This window comes from Pseudomonas sp. F-14 TE3623 (assembly GCF_053629015.1).
On sequence record NZ_JBRJHM010000001.1, the window covers coordinates 6,296,073 to 6,315,780 of the forward strand.

Annotated in this window: 15 protein-coding genes; 4 read left to right on the top strand and 11 right to left on the bottom strand. The window is 59.6% G+C overall.

The features are described from left to right. Window positions 1-36 precede the first annotated feature (36 nt). A complete protein-coding gene (gene nagE, locus AB7M29_RS29075; protein WP_454248554.1) occupies window positions 37-1,752 on the top strand; it encodes an N-acetylglucosamine-specific PTS transporter subunit IIBC in 1,716 nt (571 codons plus the stop codon). Window positions 1,753-1,941: 189 nt separating this feature from the next. On the opposite strand, the gene AB7M29_RS29080 is transcribed toward nagE, so the two are convergent. The 3 genes from AB7M29_RS29080 to purL form a co-directional block, all read right to left on the bottom strand. Further along, complete coding sequence (locus tag AB7M29_RS29080; RefSeq protein ID WP_454248555.1) at window positions 1,942-2,406, bottom strand: DUF6124 family protein; 465 nt, start codon at window positions 2,404-2,406, stop codon at window positions 1,942-1,944. 564 nt (window positions 2,407-2,970) lie between these two features. Continuing rightward, window positions 2,971-3,282 carry a Nif3-like dinuclear metal center hexameric protein gene (locus AB7M29_RS29085; RefSeq protein ID WP_038981681.1) on the bottom strand — a complete coding sequence of 104 codons (312 nt, stop codon included), beginning with the start codon at window positions 3,280-3,282 and terminating at the stop codon, window positions 2,971-2,973. 5 nt (window positions 3,283-3,287) lie between these two features. Continuing rightward, the gene (gene purL, locus AB7M29_RS29090) at window positions 3,288-7,184 is read right to left on the bottom strand and encodes a phosphoribosylformylglycinamidine synthase (protein ID WP_454248556.1); all 3,897 of its coding nucleotides are present in this window, start codon (window positions 7,182-7,184) and stop codon (window positions 3,288-3,290) included. 274 nt (window positions 7,185-7,458) lie between these two features. Here purL and mltF point away from each other — a divergent pair, with 274 nt between their 5' ends. Beyond that, window positions 7,459-8,919, top strand: a complete 1,461-nt coding sequence (gene mltF, locus AB7M29_RS29095) for a membrane-bound lytic murein transglycosylase MltF (RefSeq protein ID WP_217854412.1) — start codon at window positions 7,459-7,461, stop codon at window positions 8,917-8,919. A 38-nt stretch (window positions 8,920-8,957) separates the two neighbouring features. On the opposite strand, the gene pdxJ is transcribed toward mltF, so the two are convergent. From pdxJ to lptF, 8 genes are all read right to left on the bottom strand, one after another. Next, entirely contained in the window at window positions 8,958-9,701 is a 744-nt protein-coding gene (gene pdxJ / locus AB7M29_RS29100; protein ID WP_217854413.1) for a pyridoxine 5'-phosphate synthase, read from the bottom strand. Window positions 9,702-9,799: 98 nt separating this feature from the next. Beyond that, window positions 9,800-10,486: a DNA repair protein RecO gene (recO, locus tag AB7M29_RS29105; RefSeq protein ID WP_217854414.1), complete on the bottom strand. Its 687-nt coding sequence runs from the start codon at window positions 10,484-10,486 to the stop codon at window positions 9,800-9,802. Window positions 10,487-10,654: 168 nt separating this feature from the next. Then, complete coding sequence (gene era, locus AB7M29_RS29110; RefSeq protein ID WP_008073130.1) at window positions 10,655-11,557, bottom strand: GTPase Era; 903 nt, start codon at window positions 11,555-11,557, stop codon at window positions 10,655-10,657. Beyond that, entirely contained in the window at window positions 11,550-12,239 is a 690-nt protein-coding gene (rnc, locus tag AB7M29_RS29115) for a ribonuclease III (RefSeq protein WP_052966248.1), read from the bottom strand. The genes era and rnc overlap by 8 nt, the downstream gene beginning before the upstream one ends. A 184-nt stretch (window positions 12,240-12,423) precedes the next feature. After that, window positions 12,424-13,278 (bottom strand): signal peptidase I, encoded by an 855-nt coding sequence (gene lepB, locus AB7M29_RS29120; RefSeq protein ID WP_217854415.1) that lies wholly within the window; start codon window positions 13,276-13,278, stop codon window positions 12,424-12,426. Between the two features lie 5 nt (window positions 13,279-13,283). Next, window positions 13,284-15,083, bottom strand: coding sequence for a translation elongation factor 4 (gene lepA / locus AB7M29_RS29125; protein WP_052966249.1), 1,800 nt, complete (start codon window positions 15,081-15,083; stop codon window positions 13,284-13,286). A 171-nt stretch (window positions 15,084-15,254) separates the two neighbouring features. Further along, window positions 15,255-16,316 (bottom strand): LPS export ABC transporter permease LptG, encoded by a 1,062-nt coding sequence (gene lptG, locus AB7M29_RS29130; RefSeq protein ID WP_217854416.1) that lies wholly within the window; start codon window positions 16,314-16,316, stop codon window positions 15,255-15,257. Further along, window positions 16,309-17,427 (bottom strand): LPS export ABC transporter permease LptF, encoded by a 1,119-nt coding sequence (gene lptF / locus AB7M29_RS29135; protein ID WP_217854417.1) that lies wholly within the window; start codon window positions 17,425-17,427, stop codon window positions 16,309-16,311. Before lptF ends, lptG begins: the two co-directional genes overlap by 8 nt. Window positions 17,428-17,722: 295 nt before the next feature. On the opposite strand from lptF, the gene AB7M29_RS29140 reads away from it, so the two are divergent. Further along, the gene (locus AB7M29_RS29140) at window positions 17,723-19,213 is read left to right on the top strand and encodes a leucyl aminopeptidase (RefSeq protein ID WP_217854418.1); all 1,491 of its coding nucleotides are present in this window, start codon (window positions 17,723-17,725) and stop codon (window positions 19,211-19,213) included. A 58-nt stretch (window positions 19,214-19,271) separates the two neighbouring features. After that, window positions 19,272-19,700 (top strand): DNA polymerase III subunit chi, encoded by a 429-nt coding sequence (locus AB7M29_RS29145; protein WP_008072051.1) that lies wholly within the window; start codon window positions 19,272-19,274, stop codon window positions 19,698-19,700. Window positions 19,701-19,708 lie beyond the last annotated feature (8 nt).

Here is a 19,708-nt window from a genome sequence, read left to right on the forward strand (position 1 = left end):
GCCACTAAAAACAACAAGAACCCTGGGAGATCCGCCATGTACCAATACTTCATCGAAGGCCTGCAGCGCCTCGGTCGTGCGCTGATGCTGCCGATCGCGATCCTGCCGATTGCCGGGTTACTGCTGCGCCTCGGCGACACCGACCTGCTGAACATCGCGATCATCCACGACGCAGGTCAGGTGATCTTCGCCAACCTGGCATTGATCTTCGCCATCGGCATCGCGGTCGGTTTCGCCAAAGACAACAACGGCACCGCAGGCCTGGCCGGGGTTATTGGCTATCTGGTGATGATCTCCACCCTCAAAGTGCTCGATGCGAGCATCAACATGGGCATGCTCGCCGGGATCGTCAGCGGCCTGATGGCCGGCGCACTGTACAACCGCTTCAAAGACATCAAGTTGCCGGAGTACCTGGCGTTCTTCGGCGGACGGCGTTTTGTACCGATCGTCACCGGGTTCGCCGCCGTCGGCCTGGGCGTCGTGTTTGGGTTCATCTGGCCGCCGATCCAGCACGGCATCAATGGCTTCGGCGCATTGATGATGGAGAGCGGCAGCTTCGGTGCTTTCGTCTTCGGCGTGTTCAACCGCCTGCTGATCGTCACCGGCCTGCACCACATTCTCAACAACATGGCGTGGTTCGTGTTCGGCAACTTCACCGACCCGACCACGGGAGCTCTAGTGACAGGCGACCTGTCGCGCTACTTTGCCGGCGATCCTAAAGGTGGCCAGTTCATGACCGGCATGTTCCCGATGATGATCTTCGGCCTGCCCGCCGCCTGCCTGGCGATGTACCGCAACGCCCTGCCGGAACGGCGCAAAGTCATGGGCGGGATATTTCTGTCCATGGCCCTCACCTCGTTTCTGACGGGCGTGACCGAACCAATCGAATTCGCTTTCATGTTCCTCGCGCCGATGCTGTTTTTGCTTCACGCGCTGCTGACGGGGTTGTCGATGGCCGTCACCAATTTGCTGAACATTCACCTGGGCTTTACGTTCTCAGGCGGCTTCATCGACATGGTTCTGGGCTGGGGTGAATCCACCAATGGTTGGCGAGTGGTTCCGGTGGGGTTGGCGTATGCGGTGATTTACTACGTTGTGTTTGATTTCTGTATTCGTCGATTCAACTTGAAGACGCCGGGACGTGAAGATGTGCCGACCGGCGACAAAGTGGTGGTCGCCGAGAATGAGCGCGCCGGGGCTTACATCAAGGCGCTGGGTGGTGCGGATAATTTGATCACCGTGGGCGCCTGCACCACTCGGTTGCGGCTGGATATGGTGGATCGCAACAAAGTGTCCGACGTTGATTTGAAAGCGCTGGGTGCGATGGCGGTTGTGCGCCCAGGTAAAGGCGGGAGTTTGCAAGTGGTGGTCGGGCCGATGGCCGACAGCATTGCCGATGAAATCCGGTTGGCGATGCCGGCGTTGGGGCGAGCGGTTATCGCCTCCCCCGCTGCCGTTGTCGACGTACCAGAACCTGCCGCCGTGGCAGATACAGAAGCCCAGCAATGGCTGAAGGCACTGGGCGGTGGCGACAATGTGCTGCAAATGGATTGCGTGGCCATGACCCGGATTCGGCTGCAACTGGCGGATGGCAAGGCGTTGTCGGAGGGTCAGTTGAAAGTACTTGGTTGCCTGGGGGTCAGTCAGTTGGACGGTGGGGTTTGGCATTTGCTGATTGGCGACAAGGCAGCGAGTTTGAGTTGTGCGCTGGAAGCATTGGTTAATCGCAATGAGGTGAGTGCCAGGGTTTAGATTTTTGGCGGCTGAGAGTCGGCTTTCGCGAGCAAGCCCGCTCCCACAGTAAATCGGCGGCGTTCGTAATTATTGTGACCAACTCGGTCAAAATGTGGGAGCGGGCTTGCTCGCGAAGAGGCCCTCACGAACACCACAAATCTCAAAGCCCGCTGACCGTCACAGGTCCAGCGGGCTTTTTTTATCGTGCTACACCTGCGGGTCCAGATGATCCAGCACACGATTCACCGACAACTCCGCCAGAGAAATCATCTGCTGAATCCCCAATGCCAGATTGCACGCCGGCCCGGTCAGATCGAACGCCAACTCGCTAGCCATGACATTCGCTGAAGCCAGGGTTTCACAGGCATGGGCCAGCAGGGTTTCGGAATCTACGTTGGGCGCGACGACGAAGATCGTGCTTGGACGCTGGCCGGCTTTGGCCTTCTTTCGGGAAGGTGGCGCGAGATAGTGATCGAGTGCACGGATTGCGGCGTCGTGGAGCTTTTTGGAATTGAGGCAGGCGTAGGGGGAAACGGATTCGTTTTCCATGTTTGCTTCTACATCTTTTACGTCTGTTTCTACATCTTTTACGTCTGTTTCTACATCTTTTACGTCTGTTTCTACGTCTGTTTCTACGTCTGTTTCTGGAGGATTTGGGCTGTCTTTGATCATTGTGTAACTCCTAATGAAAAGTCGGAGCTACCAGCATCACTTGCAGATGATGGGTGGCAGCTGTGTGCGGGCCTGCAAGACCAAAGTCATTAGGCAACCTCGGCAGACCCGGAGATCTCCCGCACACAGCCACCATAAATCGATGACCATTAATCTAAGCGCAACGATTATAGGTGCGCTTAGAGGTGCCTAACAAACTATCGGCGGGCTTGCAGTCCCGGTCGCTGAATTGGCAGCGACAGCTAAAGGTTAGAGAGCCCACTTCCGACGCACAACCTGAAAGACTTGTGGGAAGGTTCTGATGTTTTGGCTGACCGATAAACATCGTTGCTTGTGAGGCCGCCATCGCGAGCAGGCTCGCTCCCACAGTGGGTAGGCGTACATCTGGGGGAGATTGATCGGCTGTGAGGCCGTCTTCGCGGGCAAGCCTCGCTCCTACAAGTGAGCCGGCGTATGTCTGAGAGAGATTGGTCGGCTTTAAGGCCGCCACGCTCTAAATCGCAGCCAACAAAAAACCCGCTGAAATCACTTTCAGCGGGTTTCTCATTTCAGCAGTCAGGAAGATCAGAAATCCTCCAACCGCCATACCTCGTAAGCCGGCGTCTCATAGGGATGGCTCTCTTTCAGAGCCACCACCACCGCCCGAATCAACTCATCGCTGACCACAAGCTCAACCTTCCATTCCTCAACCTGCTCGACCTGCCCCGCTTCGCCAATAAACGGCTGACTGCCATCCAGTGGACGAAACTGACCCAACCCAAACACCTGCCACGCACAGTGATCATAAGCCCCGATTCGCCCGCCACCGGCAGCGAACACAGCACTCTTGACCACCTCGACATGACTGGCCGGAACAAAAAAACTGAGCTTGTACACGGCGCTTAGTTAACCCAGACGCGAGCATTACGGAACATACGCATCCAAGGTGCGTCTTCGTTCCAGTCTTCCGAACGCCACGAGTTCTGCACGGCGCGGAATACACGCTCCGGGTGCGGCATCATGATGGTCACGCGACCGTCACGGCTGGTCAAACCGGTGATCCCGCGCGGCGAGCCGTTCGGGTTGGCCGGGTAGTTTTCGGTGACCTTGCCGTGGTTGTCGACGAAACGCATTGCCACGCAACCCGACAGATCGGCTTCCAGCAACGCTTCTTCGCTGGCGAATTCGGCATGGCCTTCGCCGTGCGCGATGGCGATCGGCATGCGCGAACCGGCCATGCCCTGCAGGAAGATCGAGTTCGACTCCTGGATCTGTACCATCGCCACGCGAGCTTCGAACTGTTCGGAACGGTTACGCACGAAGTGCGGCCAGAACTCGCTGCCCGGGATCAGCTCGTGCAGGTTGGACATCATCTGGCAACCATTGCACACGCCGAGGGTGAAGCTGTCGTTACGTTCGAAGAAGCCCTGGAAGGCATCGCGAGCGCGGCTGTTGAACAGCGCGGACTTGGCCCAGCCTTCGCCGGCACCCAATACGTCGCCGTAGGAGAAACCGCCACAAGCCACCAGACCTTTGAACTCGTTCAGGTCGACACGGCCGGCCAGAATGTCGCTCATGTGCACGTCGATCGCGTTGAAACCGGCGCGGTCGAACGCGGCCGCCATTTCCACCTGACCGTTGACGCCCTGCTCACGCAGTACGGCAACCTGTGGGCGGATGCCTTTCTTGATGTAAGGCGCGGCGACGTCCTGATTGACGTCGTAGCTGAGCTTGACGCTCAGGCCCGGGTTGTCTTCTTCCAGCAGCACGTCGAACTCTTGTTCGGCGCAGTCGGCGTTATCACGCAGACGCTGGATCTGGTAGCTGGTTTCAGCCCACTGACGTTGCAGCAGACGACGCTGACCTTCGAACACGGTGTCGCCGTTGAAAGTGATGCTGATCTGGCCGTTGTTCATCGGCTGACCGATCACCGACACGCAGTCACCCAGGCCAGCAGCACTGAACTGCGCGAGGATGTCTGGAGTGGCGTCCTGGCGAACCTGGATCACAGCGCCCAGTTCTTCGTTGAACAGGATCGCGGCGATGTCGGCGGAGGTTTCTGCCAGACCGTCGAGGTTCAGGCTCAGGCCGCAGTGGCCGGCAAAGGCCATTTCCACCACGCTGGTCAGCAAACCACCGTCGGAACGGTCGTGGTAAGCCAGCAAGTGACCGTCGGCGTTGAGACCCTGGATTACGGCGAAGAAGGCTTTCAGGTCTTCGGCGTCATCGACGTCCGGTGCCTGCTTGCCGAGTTTGCCGTGAACCTGAGCGAGGATCGAAGCGCCCATGCGGTTCTGACCGCGACCGAGGTCGATCAGGATCAGGTCGGTGGTGCCCTTGTCCATGCGCAGCTGCGGGGTCATGGTCTGACGGATGTCAGCCACAGGCGCGAAACCGGTCACGATCAGCGACATCGGCGAAGTGACAGTCTTGTCGACGCCTTCGTCGTTCCAGCGGGTGGCCATGGACATGGAGTCCTTGCCTACCGGAATGGTGATGCCGAGGTCCGGGCACAATTCCATGCCGACTGCTTTCACGGTGTCGTACAGACGCGCGTCTTCACCCGGGTGACCGGCGGCGGACATCCAGTTGGCCGACAGTTTGATGTCGGAGATTTTGGCGATGCGCGACGCCGCGATGTTGGTCAGGGTTTCGCCGATGGCCATGCGGCCCGACGCCGGAGCGTCCAGCAGAGCCAGCGGAGTACGCTCGCCCATGGCCATGGCTTCACCGGTGTAGACGTCGAAGCTGGTGGCGGTGACGGCAACGTCGGCCACCGGAACCTGCCACGGGCCGACCATCTGATCACGGGCCACGAGGCCAGTGATGGTGCGGTCGCCGATGGTGATCAGGAAGCTTTTGCTGGCCACGGCCGGGTGATGCAGAACGCGCTCGACGCAGTCGGCGATCTCGAGGGTCGACGGATCGAAATCGTCGCCCTGCTCGTTTTCGCGAACGGCCGAACGGTGCATGCGCGGGGCTTTGCCCAGCAGCACTTCGAGCGGCATGTCCACCGGGCTATTGCCGAAGTGGCTGTCGGTCACGGTCAGTTGCGGTTCAGCAGTGGCTTCGCCGACCACGGCAAACGGGCAACGCTCACGTTCGCAGATCGCCTGGAAGCGTTCGAAGTCCGCCGGGCCAACTGCCAGGACGTAGCGTTCCTGGGATTCGTTACTCCAGATTTCGTGCGGGGCCATGCCCGGCTCATCGTTTGGAATGTTGCGCAGTTCGAAGCGACCGCCACGGTTGCCGTCGTTGACCAATTCCGGGAAGGCGTTGGACAGACCGCCCGCGCCGACATCGTGGATGAAGCTGATCGGGTTTTTGTCACCCAACTGCCAGCAACGGTCGATAACTTCCTGGCAGCGACGCTCCATTTCCGGGTTTTCGCGCTGTACGGATGCAAAGTCCAGATCCGCCGAGCTGGTGCCGGTGGCCATGGAAGAGGCAGCGCCGCCGCCCAGGCCAATGAGCATTGCCGGGCCGCCGAGCACGATCAGCTTGGAGCCAACGGTGATCTCGCCTTTCTGCACGTGTTCGGCACGTATGTTACCCATGCCGCCAGCCAGCATGATTGGCTTGTGGTAACCGCGAACTTCGTCGCCACGCGGGGTGGTGATCGATTGTTCGAAGGTACGGAAGTAGCCGGTCAGGGCCGGACGGCCGAATTCGTTGTTGAACGCGGCGCCACCCAGTGGGCCTTCGATCATGATGTCCAGCGCGGTAACGATGCGCTCAGGCTTGCCGTACGGCACTTCCCACGGCTGTTCGAAGCCCGGGATTTGCAGGTTGGACACGGTGAAACCGGTCAGGCCAGCCTTTGGCTTGGCGCCGCGACCGGTTGCACCTTCGTCGCGAATCTCACCGCCGCTACCGGTGGACGCGCCCGGGAACGGGGCAATCGCGGTCGGGTGGTTGTGAGTTTCGACTTTCATCAGGATGTGCACCGGTTCCTGCACCGCGCCGTACTGACGGGTTTCAGGGTCCGGGAAGAAACGGCCGGCAACGGAGCCGACGATTACCGAGGCGTTGTCCTTATAAGCCGACAGAACACCTTCGCTGTGCATCTGATAGGTGTTCTTGATCATGCCGAACAGGCTTTTTTCCTGGCTCTGACCGTCGATGTCCCAACTGGCGTTGAAGATCTTGTGACGGCAGTGCTCGGAGTTCGCCTGGGCGAACATCATCAGTTCGATGTCATGCGGGTTGCGCTTCAAGCCGATGAAGGCGTTGACCAAGTAGTCGATCTCGTCTTCGGCCAGGGCCAGGCCCAGTTCGGTGTTGGCTTTTTCCAGCGCGGCGCGGCCGCCGCCCAACACGTCGATCGCGGTCAGGGGCTTGGGTTCGGCGTGGCTGAACAGGCCGGCGGCTTGTTCAAGGTTGTCCAATACGATCTGGGTCATGCGGTCATGCAGCGCGCCTGCGATCAGCTGCGCTTCGGCATCGCTGAACTGGCCGGCGACGTAGAACGCGATACCGCGCTCCAGGCGCTGGATCTTGGTCAGGCCGCAGTTGCGAGCGATGTCGCTGGCTTTACTGGACCACGGCGAGATAGTGCCAAAACGTGGCAACACCAGAAACAGACGACCGGTTGGCTCTTGTACTGGAACGCTTGGGCCGTACTTCAGAAGGCGCGCGAGCACCTGCTGTTCGTCGCCGGTCAGGACGCCGGTAACTTCGGCGAAGTGAGCGAATTCAGCATACAAGCCGCTGACAGCCGGAACCTTCTGGCTCAGTTGCTCAAGGAGTTTGCTGTGGCGAAAGGCAGAAAGGGCAGGAGCGCCGCGCAGGATCAACATCTTCGGGACAGCCTCGGGAAGGGGTGTGCTTTGAGGCCGTGCATTCTAGCCTAAACCGCCCGCGACAGCACCCGAAACGGTACGCACGGCTGCACCCGAACGTCGGGCCGGGTATTCGAGCCCGAAACAGGCGCGCGCCGCGGGTTATTTTTTCTGTCACAAAATGCTGTTCGGGCCCATTCCTGCGGGCTCCAAGCGGGTTTTAGACTCTCTAGCAGACAAGCCCTTCGCTGTCGAGATATGGCGCTCGTGGTCCTTTGCGTATACTGCGCAGATGTTTTCCCCAACGGCTTTGCGTCCGCGGTATGCCAAATGGCTGATCGCAACCGGACTCTTCCTGGTGCTCAGTGGCTGTGTTGATAAACCCAACACGCTGGAGCGCGTAAAGGAGGATGGCGTGCTGCGGGTGGTTACCCGTAACAGTCCCGCCACCTACTTTCAGGATCGCAACGGTGAAACCGGCTTCGAATACGAGCTGGTGAAGCGCTTCGCCGACGATCTGGGGGTCGAACTCAAGATCGAAACCGCCGACAACCTCGATGACCTGTTCAGTCAGGTGGGCAAGCCCAATGGCCCGGTGCTGGCTGCTGCCGGCTTGGTCAGCAGCGAGCAACGCAAACAGCAGGTGCGGTTTTCCCACTCTTACCTCGAAGTCACCCCACAGATCATCTACCGCAACGGCCAGTCACGGCCGACCGACGCAGGCGATCTGGTCGGCAAGAAGATCATGGTGCTCAAGGGCAGCACCCACGCCGAGCAATTGGCAGAGCTGAAAAAGAAATATCCCGGCATTGAATACGAAGAGTCCGACGCGGTTGAAGTCGTCGACTTGCTGCGCATGGTCGACGAAGCCCAGATCGATCTGACCCTGGTCGACTCCAACGAAGTCGCGATGAACCAGGTGTACTTCCCCAAAGTGCGGGTCGCCTTCGATCTCGGTGACGCCAGCAATCAGAGCTGGGCCGTGGCCGCCGGCGAAGACAACAGCCTGCTAAACGAGATCAACACCTACCTTGATAAGGTGAAGAAAAACGGCACCCTGCAACGCCTCAAAGACCGCTATTACGGGCACGTCGACGTACTGGGTTACATGGGCGCCTACACCTTCGCCCAGCATCTGCAGCAGCGCTTGCCCAAGTACGAACAGCATTTCAAGACGTACGCCAAGAAAGAGAAAGTCGACTGGCGCTTGTTGGCGGCGATCGGTTATCAGGAATCGCTGTGGCAAGCGGCGGTCACGTCCAAGACCGGCGTGCGCGGATTGATGATGCTGACCCAGAACACGGCGCAAGCCATGGGCGTGTCCAATCGCCTCGACCCCAAGCAAAGCATCATGGGCGGCGCAAAGTACCTGGCTTATATGAAGGAGCAACTGGACGAGTCGATCCAGGAGCCGGATCGTACGTGGTTCGCGCTCGCAGCCTACAACGTCGGCAGCGGTCACCTGGATGACGCGCGCAAACTGGCGGCCAAGGAAGGGTTGAACCCGGACAAGTGGCTGGACGTGAAGAAAATCCTGCCGCGCCTGTCCGAGAAGAAATGGTTCAGCAAAACCCGTTACGGCTACGCCCGGGGCGGCGAGCCGGTGCACTTCGTGGCGAACATTCGTCGTTACTACGACATCCTGACATGGGTCACGCAGCCGCAGTTGGAAGGCAATCAGGTCGCCGAGGGCAACCTGCATGTGCCGGGGGTCGACAAGACCAAGCCGAGCCAGGAAACCCCGCCGCTCTAACAGCTACCACCCATCAAATGTGGGAGTTTGTGTTCGGTTTAGGCTTTTGCAGCAGCCAGAATCAGCGCCTTCATCTCCGACACCGCCGACTTGAACCCGACGAACAACGCGTGGGCCACCAGCGCATGGCCGATGTTCAACTCGTTGATGCCCTTGATCGCCGCAACAGCTTCGACGTTGTGATAGTGCAGGCCGTGACCGGCGTTGACGATCAGCCCCTGGGCCAGACCGAATGCCACGCCATCGACCACGCGCTTGAGCTCTTCAGCGACTTCGGTTGGCGTCTCGGCGTCCGCATAACGCCCGGTGTGCAATTCAATGGCCGGTGCACCGACACGGCGGGACGCTTCGATCTGCCGCTCGTCTGCGTCGATGAACAGCGACACTTCACAGCCGATCTTCGTCAGGCGATCCACCGCTGCCTTGATCCGGGCCTCCTGCCCTGCCACGTCCAGACCGCCTTCGGTGGTCAGCTCCTGACGGGTTTCCGGAACCAGGCAAATATGTGCCGGGCGGATGCGTTCGGCGAACGCCATCATTTCTTCGGTGACGCCCATTTCGAAGTTCATGCGGGTTTGCAGCACATCCTTGAGCAGCAGCACATCGCGCTCCTGAATGTGCCGGCGGTCTTCGCGCAGGTGCACGGTGATGCCATCAGCGCCCGCCTCTTCCGCGTCCAGCGCTGCCTTGACCGGATCCGGGTAACGAGTACCCCGGGCCTGACGCAGGGTGGCAACGTGGTCGATGTTCACGCCAAGAAGAATGCGATTGCTGGTGGTCACGGAAGCGCTCCTGAAATAAGGGAAAGTTCGGTGCACAGCATACACGGGGAGCTTGGGTCTGTTGACGCAAGCATCAACAGTTCCTGTGGCTTGCGAAACTATGGCTTGCGAAACAACTCGCGACTGACCAGAGGACGACCGCCCAGATGAACGGCCAATGCCTGACGCATTAGGCGCTTGGCAGCGGACAGCGCTCCGGGTGCGGACCAGTCGGCATCGGCCATGGCCAGCAGTTCGGTGCCGTTGAACAGACCCGGTTGCAGCAGATAGACCCGCTCCAGACCCGCATCCACTTGCAAGCGATAGAGGCCGTCCGGCGCGATGGGGTCGTCATGGATGTCGGTATTCAACGCAAAGCCGTAGCCGAGGTCGTCGAGCAAACGCCATTCGAAGGAGCGCAGCAAAGGCTCCAGCGGACGGCCTTCCGCCAGGGCGAGCAAGGTCGCGGCGTAGTGATCGAAAACTGCGGGATGAGGGTCTTCGGCGGGCAGCAGACGGATCAGCAGTTCGTTGAGGTAGAGGCCGCTGAACAGCGCCTCGCCGTTGAGCCAGGTAGAAACACCGGCACTTTCCATGCGGCCGACGTTTTTCAGTTCACCCCGCCCCCGAAACTCGACTTCGAGCGGCACGAACGGCCGCGCCAATGTCCCGGCCTTGCCCCGCGCGCTACGCAACACCGCCCGCAGCCGACCTTGCGGCGTAAGGAAATCCACCAGCGCACTGCTTTCGCGGTAGGCGCGGCTGTGGAGGACGTAGGCGGCTTGGCCGATGGGGGCTTGAGACATGGAGTCAGGGTTCTCAATGACGGAGCGCAGTTTTAAAAACAACCCAAAACCAATGTGGGAGCGGGCTTGCTCGCGAAAGCGGTGTAACAGTCAACATCAATGCTGAATGTTACATCCTCTTCGCGAGCAAGCCCGCTCCCACAGTAGATCTATGTGCTGCCAAACGGTTTACAGGTCGCCATAACCCAGCGAACGCAATGCACGCTCGTCATCGGACCAGCCGCCCTTAACCTTGACCCACAGGTTGAGCATGATCTTGGAGTCGAACAGCAGCTCCATGTCCTTGCGCGCCTCGGTGCCGATGCGCTTGATGCGCTCGCCCTTGTCGCCAATGATGATTTTCTTCTGGCCGTCACGTTCGACGAGGATCAACGCATGAATGTGCAGGGTTTTGCCCTGCTGCTTGAACTCTTCGATTTCCACGGTGATCTGGTACGGCAGCTCGGCACCCAACTGGCGCATGATTTTCTCGCGCACCAATTCGGCGGCGAGGAAGCGGCTGCTACGGTCAGTGATCTGATCTTCCGGGAAGAAGTGATCGTTTTCCGGCAGGTGCTCGGCGATCACTCGTTCCAGTGCGTCCAGGTTGTGCCCGTGCTGGGCCGAGATCGGCATGATCTGCGCGTTCGGCAGCTGCTCCTGCAACCAGCTCAGGTGCGGCATCAGCTCGGATTTGTCTTCGATACGGTCAGTCTTGTTCAGCGCCACGATCAGCGGGCCGGTCACGTACTGTACGCGCTCGAGGACCATCTGGTCTTCGTCGGTCCACTTGGTGCGGTCAACCACGAAGATCACCACGTCGACGTCTTTCAACGCCGCCGAAGCGGTCTTGTTCATGTAACGGTTCAGGGCCTTTTCGCCCCCCTTGTGCATGCCAGGGGTGTCGACATAGATCGCCTGAACGGCGCCTTCGGTCTTGATGCCGAGCATGTTGTGACGGGTGGTCTGCGGCTTGCGCGAGGTGATCGCCAGCTTCTGACCCAGAATGTGGTTCAGCAGCGTGGACTTGCCCACGTTGGGACGGCCGACGATGGCAACATAGCCACAGCGAGTTGCGGTTGAATCAGTCATGGCCATTCTCCACGCCCAGGGCAATCAGTGCTGCGGCGGCCGCTACCTGTTCGGCAATACGACGGCTCACACCCTGACCTCGGCTTTTTTCATTCAGTAAGATGATTTCACATTCGACGAAGAACGTCCGGCAATGCGGCTCACCCTGGATATCCACCACTTCGTAACGCGGCAGCTCACAACCACGGGACTGCAGGAATTCCTGCAGGCGGGTTTTCGGATCTTTGTTGGTGTCGACCAGCGTCAGGCCTTCGAACTCCCCGGCCAGCCAAGCCAGCACGCGCTCGCGCGCCATGTCCATGCCGGCGTCCAGATAGATCGCACCGATCAGGGCTTCCAGGGCATCGGCCAGAATCGACTCGCGACGGAAACCACCGCTTTTCAATTCGCCAGAGCCCAGGCGCAGGTATTCGCCCAGGTCGAAACCACGGGCCAGCACGGCCAGGGTCTCACCTTTCACCAAGCGGGCGCGCAAACGCGACAACTGGCCTTCGCGGGCCAACGGGAAGCGATCGAACAGCGCCTCGCCAGCGACGAAGTTGAGGATGGCATCACCGAGGAACTCCAGGCGTTCGTTGTTGCGCCCGGCAAAGCTGCGGTGAGTCAGGGCCAGGACCATCAGCTCCTGGTCTTTGAAGGTGTAGCCGAGCTGACGCTCTAGACGGCTTAAGGAGACGCTCACGGTTTACCCACGCTGAGTTCGTGGCTGGATTCCACCGCCATCGCCGTGGTGCGGCGCAGGCTTGGGACAATTAACGCTGTGTTCAAAAATAACGTCCTGAATATCGTTGTTTTCATGCTTCTGTCGCCGATTATGCCGACTCCAGAAATGCATTCGGCGCTGTGTTCAACAGCGCCGCGTGTGATTACTTGATCAGGCCAACCCGCGAGAAATTCGGCAGGTGACTGAGTTTGGGTTCCGGCCAGCTCATCCAGACTGCGAAGGCCTTGCCGACAATATTCTTGTCGGGAACCATGCCCAGCAGATCCTTGGGAATACTCGGATCATCCCAGTAGCGACTGTCGTTGGAGTTGTCGCGGTTGTCGCCCATCATGAAGTAGTGCCCGGCAGGCACGGTCCACGAACGATCCGGCGCTGCGCGGTAGCGGCTCATTTCCTTGCGGATAAGGTGCTCGGCGATGCCGAGTTTTTCCTTGTAGAGTTCGGCGCTGCCCAACGTGCCCGGCTCGGAGCCGACCAGTTGTTCGGCAACCGACTCACCGTTGACGAACAGACGCTTGTCCGCGGTGTAGCGAATCTGGTCACCCGGCAGGCCCACCACACGCTTGATGTAATTGACGTTCGGGTCGCTCGGGTAGCGGAACACCATCACATCGCCGCGCTGCGGATCACCGACTTCGATGACTTTCTTGTCGATCACCGGCAGGCGGATCCCGTAAGAAAATTTATTCACCAGAATGAAGTCGCCGACGTCCAGGGTCGGTTTCATCGAGCCGGAAGGAATCTGGAACGGTTCCACCAGGAACGAACGCAGCACCAGCACGATGAACAACACCGGGAAGAACGACTTGCCGTATTCGACCAGCAGCGGCTCTTTGTTCAGTTTCTCGACCACCACCATGTCAGCCTGGCTGACGCTACCCTGGTAAGAGTTAATGGCAGCCCGGCGCCGTGGCGCCAGGAACAGCAGATCGAGCAACGCCAACAGGCCGCAGACGAACACGGCGATGACCAGCAACAGCGGGAAATTTAGTGACATAGGACCTAACTATCCAACCTGAGCACTGCAAGGAAGGCTTCTTGTGGAATCTCCACGTTACCGACCTGCTTCATGCGTTTTTTACCGGCCTTCTGCTTTTCCAACAGCTTGCGCTTACGGCTGACGTCGCCACCGTAGCATTTGGCCAATACGTTCTTTCTGAGTGCCTTGACGGAAGTCCGCGCAATGATCTGCCCGCCGATGGCGGCCTGGATCGCGACGTCGAACATCTGGCGCGGAATCAGTTCTTTCATCTTCTCGGTCAACTGGCGACCTTTGTAGTGCGCATTGTCGCGGTGCACGATCAGCGCCAGGGCGTCGACCTTGTCACCGTTAATCAGCACATCCAGTTTCACCAGATTAGCTGATTGATAACGGTCGAAATGGTAATCCAGCGAAGCATAGCCACGGCTGGTGGATTTCAGACGATCGAAGAAGTCCAGAACCACTTCGTTCATCGGCAAATCGTAGGTCACCTGGACCTGAGTGCCGAGGAACAGCATGTCGTGCTGCACGCCACGCTTTTCGATACACAGGGTAATGACGTTACCCAGGTGCTCTTGCGGCACAAGGATATTGGCCCGCACGATCGGTTCACGCATGTCTTCGATCGACGACAGGTCCGGGAGCTTCGACGGGTTATCGACGTAAATCGTTTCGCCGGTTTTCAGCAACAGCTCGAAAATTACCGTCGGCGCCGTGGTAATCAGGTCCAGGTCGTACTCGCGCTCCAGGCGCTCCTGGATGATTTCCATGTGCAGCATGCCGAGGAACCCGCAACGGAAGCCGAAGCCCAGGGCGTCGGAGCTTTCCGGGGTGTACTGCAGGGACGAGTCGTTGAGGGTGAGCTTTTGCAGGGCTTCACGGAAATCTTCGAAGTCGTCGGAGCTGACCGGGAACAGACCGGCGTACACCTGCGGCTGAATGCGTTTGAAGCCTGGCAGCACGTCAACGTCTGGCGTGGAGCTCAAGGTCAGGGTGTCACCGACCGGTGCACCGTGAATGTCCTTGATACCGGCAATGATGAAGCCCACTTCGCCGGCCTTCAGGTCAACGGTGGCGGTGTGTTTCGGGTTGAAGACACCGACGCTGTCCACCAGGTGGATCTTGCCGGTGGATTTAACGAGAATCTTGTCGCCCTTCTTCACACGACCGTGACGCACGCGTACCAGGGACACAACGCCCAGGTAGTTGTCGAACCAGGAGTCGATGATCAACGCTTGCAGCGGATCTTCGTAGTTGCCGGTCGGCGCAGGAATCGTGGTTACCAGACGCTCGAGCACTTCGTCGACGCCCAGGCCAGTCTTGGCAGAGCACTCGACCGCATCGGTGGCATCGATGCCGATGATTTTTTCGATTTCTTCTTTGACGCGGTCCGGATCGGCCTGTGGCAGGTCGATCTTGTTCAGGACTGGCATGACTTCCAGGCCCTGCTCGATCGCCGTATAGCAGTTGGCAACCGACTGCGCCTCAACGCCCTGACCGGCATCGACCACCAGCAATGCACCTTCACAGGCCGCCAGCGACCGGCTGACTTCGTAGGTGAAGTCAACGTGGCCCGGGGTGTCAATGAAGTTCAGCTGGTACTTGATGCCATCGCGAGCGGTGTAATAAAGGGTGACGCTATGGGCCTTGATGGTGATCCCGCGTTCACGCTCCAGGTCCATGGAGTCCAGTACCTGGGCTTCCATTTCACGCTCGGCAAGGCCGCCGCACATCTGGATGAAGCGATCGGCCAGCGTCGACTTGCCATGGTCAATGTGGGCGATGATGGAGAAATTGCGGATATGACTCAAATCACTCACGGATCAACACTCAAAAAGGCTGCAGGCATAGCCCGCCGAAAAATAGCCGGGAATTGTACCTGATCCACGGCGCAAGCGTCACGTTCGCAGGTCAGACGGCGCGTACAAAAACGCCCCGGTCTTGCGACAGGGGCGTTTTGAGTGACAAGCAATGTCGGGAATAACCCGCGATCAACCGGCCCGGCGCAACAACCATACCCCGGCCAGGGCACAGACACCGGCCGGTACCAGCACCGCAAACAGCGGCGAGAAACCGAATACCAGGCTCGAAGGCCCCAACAAATCCTGGACGATGCGGAAGGTGAAGCCCACCAGCACACCGGTAAACACCCGCTGACCGAGGGTCACCGAACGCAGCGGGCCGAAGATGAAGGAAATCGCCATCAGCACCAATGCGGCGGTCACCAGCGGCTGCAACACCTTGACCCAAAATGCCAGCCAGTACCGACCGTTGCTCAGGCCCTGATCAGCCAGGTAGTGGATGTAACTCCACAGACCGGTGATCGACAGTGATTCAGGCGCCATCACCACGGTGCTCAGCAGTTGCGGGCTCAGGGCTACTTCCCAACGCTCCACCGGGGTCGTCACCACTTCGGTGTTCTTTTCATGGAACAACGTGGTCGTGACATCGCTCAGTTGCCAGTGATCCGTGTCAAATTCCGCGCGCTTGGCGAAGCTCGAAGACAGCATGTGGCGTTGATCGTCGAAGCGATAACGGGTCACGCCGTACAGCAGACCATTGGGTTGCACAGAGTTGACATGAATGAACTCGTCACCCTGACGGTGCCAGAGACCGTGCTTGGCGCTTTGCGCGTCGCCACTGCCCTGGGCCAGCGAGCGATTGGCCTGAGCGGTAACTTCCGTGGCCGGCGCGACGTATTCACCAATCACCAACCCCACCACCATCAAAAGCAGCATCGGCTTCATGACAGCCCAGACGATCCGCCCCAACGACACGCCCGCAGCGCGCATGATGGTCAGTTCGCTGTGGCTGGCCAGGCTGCCGAGGCCGATCAGGCAACCGATCAGCGCCGCCATCGGCAACATGTCGTACAGACGGCGTGGAGCGGTCAGCAGCACGTAGCTCAGGACATCCATCAGCGTGTAGGTATCGCTGACCTCACTCATTTCATCGATGAAGGCAAACAGCGTTGCCAGACCGAGGATGATCCCCAGCACTGCCAGGATCGCGACGAACACGCTGCTACCGATGTAGCGATCGAGCTTATCCACGGGCCACCTCCAGCGCACTGCGGCGACTCGCCATCTTCAAGCGCAACGGCTCCCAATACAGCAAGCCAAGGCCAATGGCCAGGAAGATCGCATGCACCCACCACAAGCCCAATGCCGCCGGGATCTTGCCCTTTTCGAGGGCGCCGCGAGCGGCAATCAGGATGGTCAGGTAAGCCATATAAAGAAGAATCGCCGGCAGCAGCTTGAGGAAACGGCCCTGACGCGGGTTGACCCGCGACAGCGGCACCGCCATCAGGGTCACGATGAAGACCAGCAACGGCAGAGACAGACGCCATTGCAGTTCGGTGCGCGAGCGGATGTCATCGCTGCCCAACAGGGAGCGGGTGGTCATCGCGTCACGATCGGTGACTTCGTCACTGACGTCCGGCTTAGGCAGCAATACGCCGTACTCGTCGTACTTGATGGCACGGTAGTCGGCCTGCCCCGGATTACCGTCGTAGCGGTAGCCGTTGTCGAGAATCAGATAGCGGTTACCGTCGGGGCGAATTTCCTGGCGCCCTTTCTCGGCCACCAACACGGAAATTCCACGATCCTTCTTATCGGAATTGATGTTCTTCTGCGAAATGAATACGCCGCCGAGGTTGATGCGGTCATCCGACAGCGTTTCGGTATAGGTCACCCGAGTACCGTCGCGCAAGGCCTGGAAGCGGCCTGGCTCAAGGGTATCGAATTCAGTCAGTGCGTCCTGTTTGTTCAGCAGCAACTGGAACTGGTTGGCACCCTGTGGCGCCAGGCTCAGGCTCAACCATGCCACCACCAGAGCAACCAGCGTGGCCGGAAACAGGGTGATGCGAAACAGTCGCTGCTGGCTCATGCCAGTGGCGGACAGCACGGTCATTTCGCTGTCGAGGTACAGACGACCGTAGGCCAGCAGGATGCCGAGAAACAGCCCCAAAGGCAGAATCAACTGCAGGAAACCCGGCAGACGGAAACCCATGATCAGGAACAGCGAACCCGGATCCAGAAGGCCAGAGGCCGCTTGGGCGAGGTACTTGATGAAGCGTCCGCTCATGATGATGACCAGCAGCACGGCGCTGACGGCGCTCAAGGTCAACAGGACTTCGCGGGATAGATAACGGAAGACAATCAAACCAGACACTCCAGGGTTGTCAGGCTAAGCGGCCAAACAAACAAACGTATCGGTCGGCCCGCAGAGCAGAGCCGCCGAAAAAGATGGCGCATTATCCTGTGATTGGGTGCGCCTGTCACTGCGCACGCTCAAGCAGACACCTGAACCACCGAAGTTCGCACGACCGAGGGTTGTCAGGCGCCGGTAGCGAGGTTCAAACTGCGGCCTTTGTCGCTGGCACTGCACCTGCGTCTTTCTACTTATAAGCAAGACTCTGCGCGTCGCGCACTTTGACCATTAATTCAGGGACCCAGACATGGAACTGGTTGTAAAAAGCGTTAGCCCGGAAACGTTGAAGACCGCCACGCTGGTGGTCGCCGTCGGCGAGGGCCGCAAACTCGGCGCCGTTGCCAAACAACTCGACGAGCTGAGCGGTGGCACCATCAGTGCCGTGCTCAAGCGCGGCGACCTGGCCGGCAAAGTCGGCCAGAGCCTGTTGCTGCACAGCCTGCCTAACCTCAAGGCCGAGCGCGTGTTGCTGGTGGGCGTGGGCAAGGATGAAGAGCTGGGCGATCGCCCGTTCCGCAAAATCATCGCCGGTATCCTCAACACCCTTAAAGGCCTGGGCGGCAGCGATGCAGTGCTGGCCCTGGACGAAGTCGTGGTCAAAGGCCGCGACAGCTATGGCAAGACTCGTCTGTTGGCCGAAACCCTGGTGGATGGCGAGTACACCTTCGACCAGTTCAAGAGCCAGAAAGCCGACCCGCTCTCCTTGAAGAAAGTCACCCTGGTGACCATCAAGGCAGCACAGGCTGAAGTCGAACGCGCCGTGGCCCACGCCACTGCGATCGCCAATGGCATGGCCTTCACCCGCAATCTGGGCAACCTGCCGCCAAACATCTGCCACCCGACATTCCTGGGCGAACAAGCCAAGAACCTGGGCAAAGAATTCAAGAGCCTGAAAGTCGAAGTCCTCGATGAGAAGAAGATCAAGGACCTGGGCATGGGCTCTTTCTACGCCGTTGGCCAAGGCAGCGCCCAGCCGCCGCGCTTGATCGTCATGCAATACAACGGCGGCAAGAAATCCGAGAAGCCGTACGCACTGGTCGGCAAAGGCATCACCTTCGACACCGGCGGCATCAGCCTCAAGCCGGGCGCCGGCATGGATGAAATGAAGTACGACATGGGCGGCGCCGCCAGCGTGTTCGGTACCCTGCGTGCCGTGCTTGAGCTGAAACTGCCGATCAACCTGGTGTGCATCCTGGCCTGCGCCGAGAACATGCCGAGCGGCAACGCTTCGCGCCCGGGCGACATCGTCACCACCATGAGCGGCCAGACCGTGGAAATCCTCAACACCGATGCCGAAGGCCGCCTGGTGCTGTGCGATGCTCTGACCTACTCCGAACGCTTCAAGCCGCAAGCGGTGATCGACATCGCCACCCTGACCGGCGCGTGTGTCGTCGCACTGGGTTCTCACACCTCGGGCCTGCTGGGCAACAACGACGAGCTGATCGGTCAACTGCTGAGCGCCGGCCAATCCGCCGACGACCGCGCCTGGCAACTGCCGCTGTTCGATGAATATCAAGAGCAGCTGGACAGCCCGTTCGCCGACATCGCCAACATTGGCGGCCCGAAAGCCGGCACCATCACCGCTGCCTGCTTCCTGTCGCGCTTCACCAAGAACCTGAACTGGGCGCACCTGGACATCGCCGGCACGGCCTGGACCAGCGGCGGTAAGGACAAGGGCGCCACTGGCCGCCCGGTTCCCCTGCTGACCCAATACCTGCTGGACCGCGCCAAAGCCTGAAACCGATGACCCTGAGGGCGTCACTTTCCAGTGATGCCCTCAGGGCTCAGGAACCGCAATGACCAAAGTCGACTTCTATATCCTGCCCAGCGCCGATCCTTCGGCACGGCTGGATTTCGCCTGCAAGCTCACCGAAAAAGCCTGGCGCATGGGCCACCGCATTTACCTGCACTGCAGCGATGCCGCCCAGCGTGATGACCTCGACGCGCGCTTGTGGGCCTTCAAGGGCGAAAGCTTCGTGCCCCACGGTCCCGCCGAAAGCGAGCCGGAGGGTTTGATTGTCCTGGGCCTTGGCGATGACTGCGGTCAGCATCAGGATCTGCTGGTCAATCTGGACCTGAAAGTCCCGGTATTTGCCAAACAGTTCGCCCGCGTGGCGGAAGTGGTGGTGGAAGATCCGACGATTCGTTCGGCTGCGCGGGAGAGTTTCCGTTTCTACCGCGAACAGGGCTATCCTCTGCAAGATCACCGTTTACAGCGACTCTGAGCATTCCG

Coding starts and splice junctions, on each gene's coding strand:
- nagE (WP_454248554.1), top strand. CDS start 37: ATGTACCAATACTTCATCGAAGGCCTGCAGCGCCTCGGTCGTGCGCTG.
- AB7M29_RS29140 (WP_217854418.1), top strand. CDS start 17,723: ATGGAACTGGTTGTAAAAAGCGTTAGCCCGGAAACGTTGAAGACCGCC.
- era (WP_008073130.1), bottom strand. CDS start 11,557: ATGACTGATTCAACCGCAACTCGCTGTGGCTATGTTGCCATCGTCGGC.
- recO (WP_217854414.1), bottom strand. CDS start 10,486: ATGTCTCAAGCCCCCATCGGCCAAGCCGCCTACGTCCTCCACAGCCGC.
- purL (WP_454248556.1), bottom strand. CDS start 7,184: ATGTTGATCCTGCGCGGCGCTCCTGCCCTTTCTGCCTTTCGCCACAGC.
- AB7M29_RS29145 (WP_008072051.1), top strand. CDS start 19,272: ATGACCAAAGTCGACTTCTATATCCTGCCCAGCGCCGATCCTTCGGCA.
- AB7M29_RS29080 (WP_454248555.1), bottom strand. CDS start 2,406: ATGATCAAAGACAGCCCAAATCCTCCAGAAACAGACGTAGAAACAGAC.
- lepB (WP_217854415.1), bottom strand. CDS start 13,278: ATGTCACTAAATTTCCCGCTGTTGCTGGTCATCGCCGTGTTCGTCTGC.
- mltF (WP_217854412.1), top strand. CDS start 7,459: ATGTTTTCCCCAACGGCTTTGCGTCCGCGGTATGCCAAATGGCTGATC.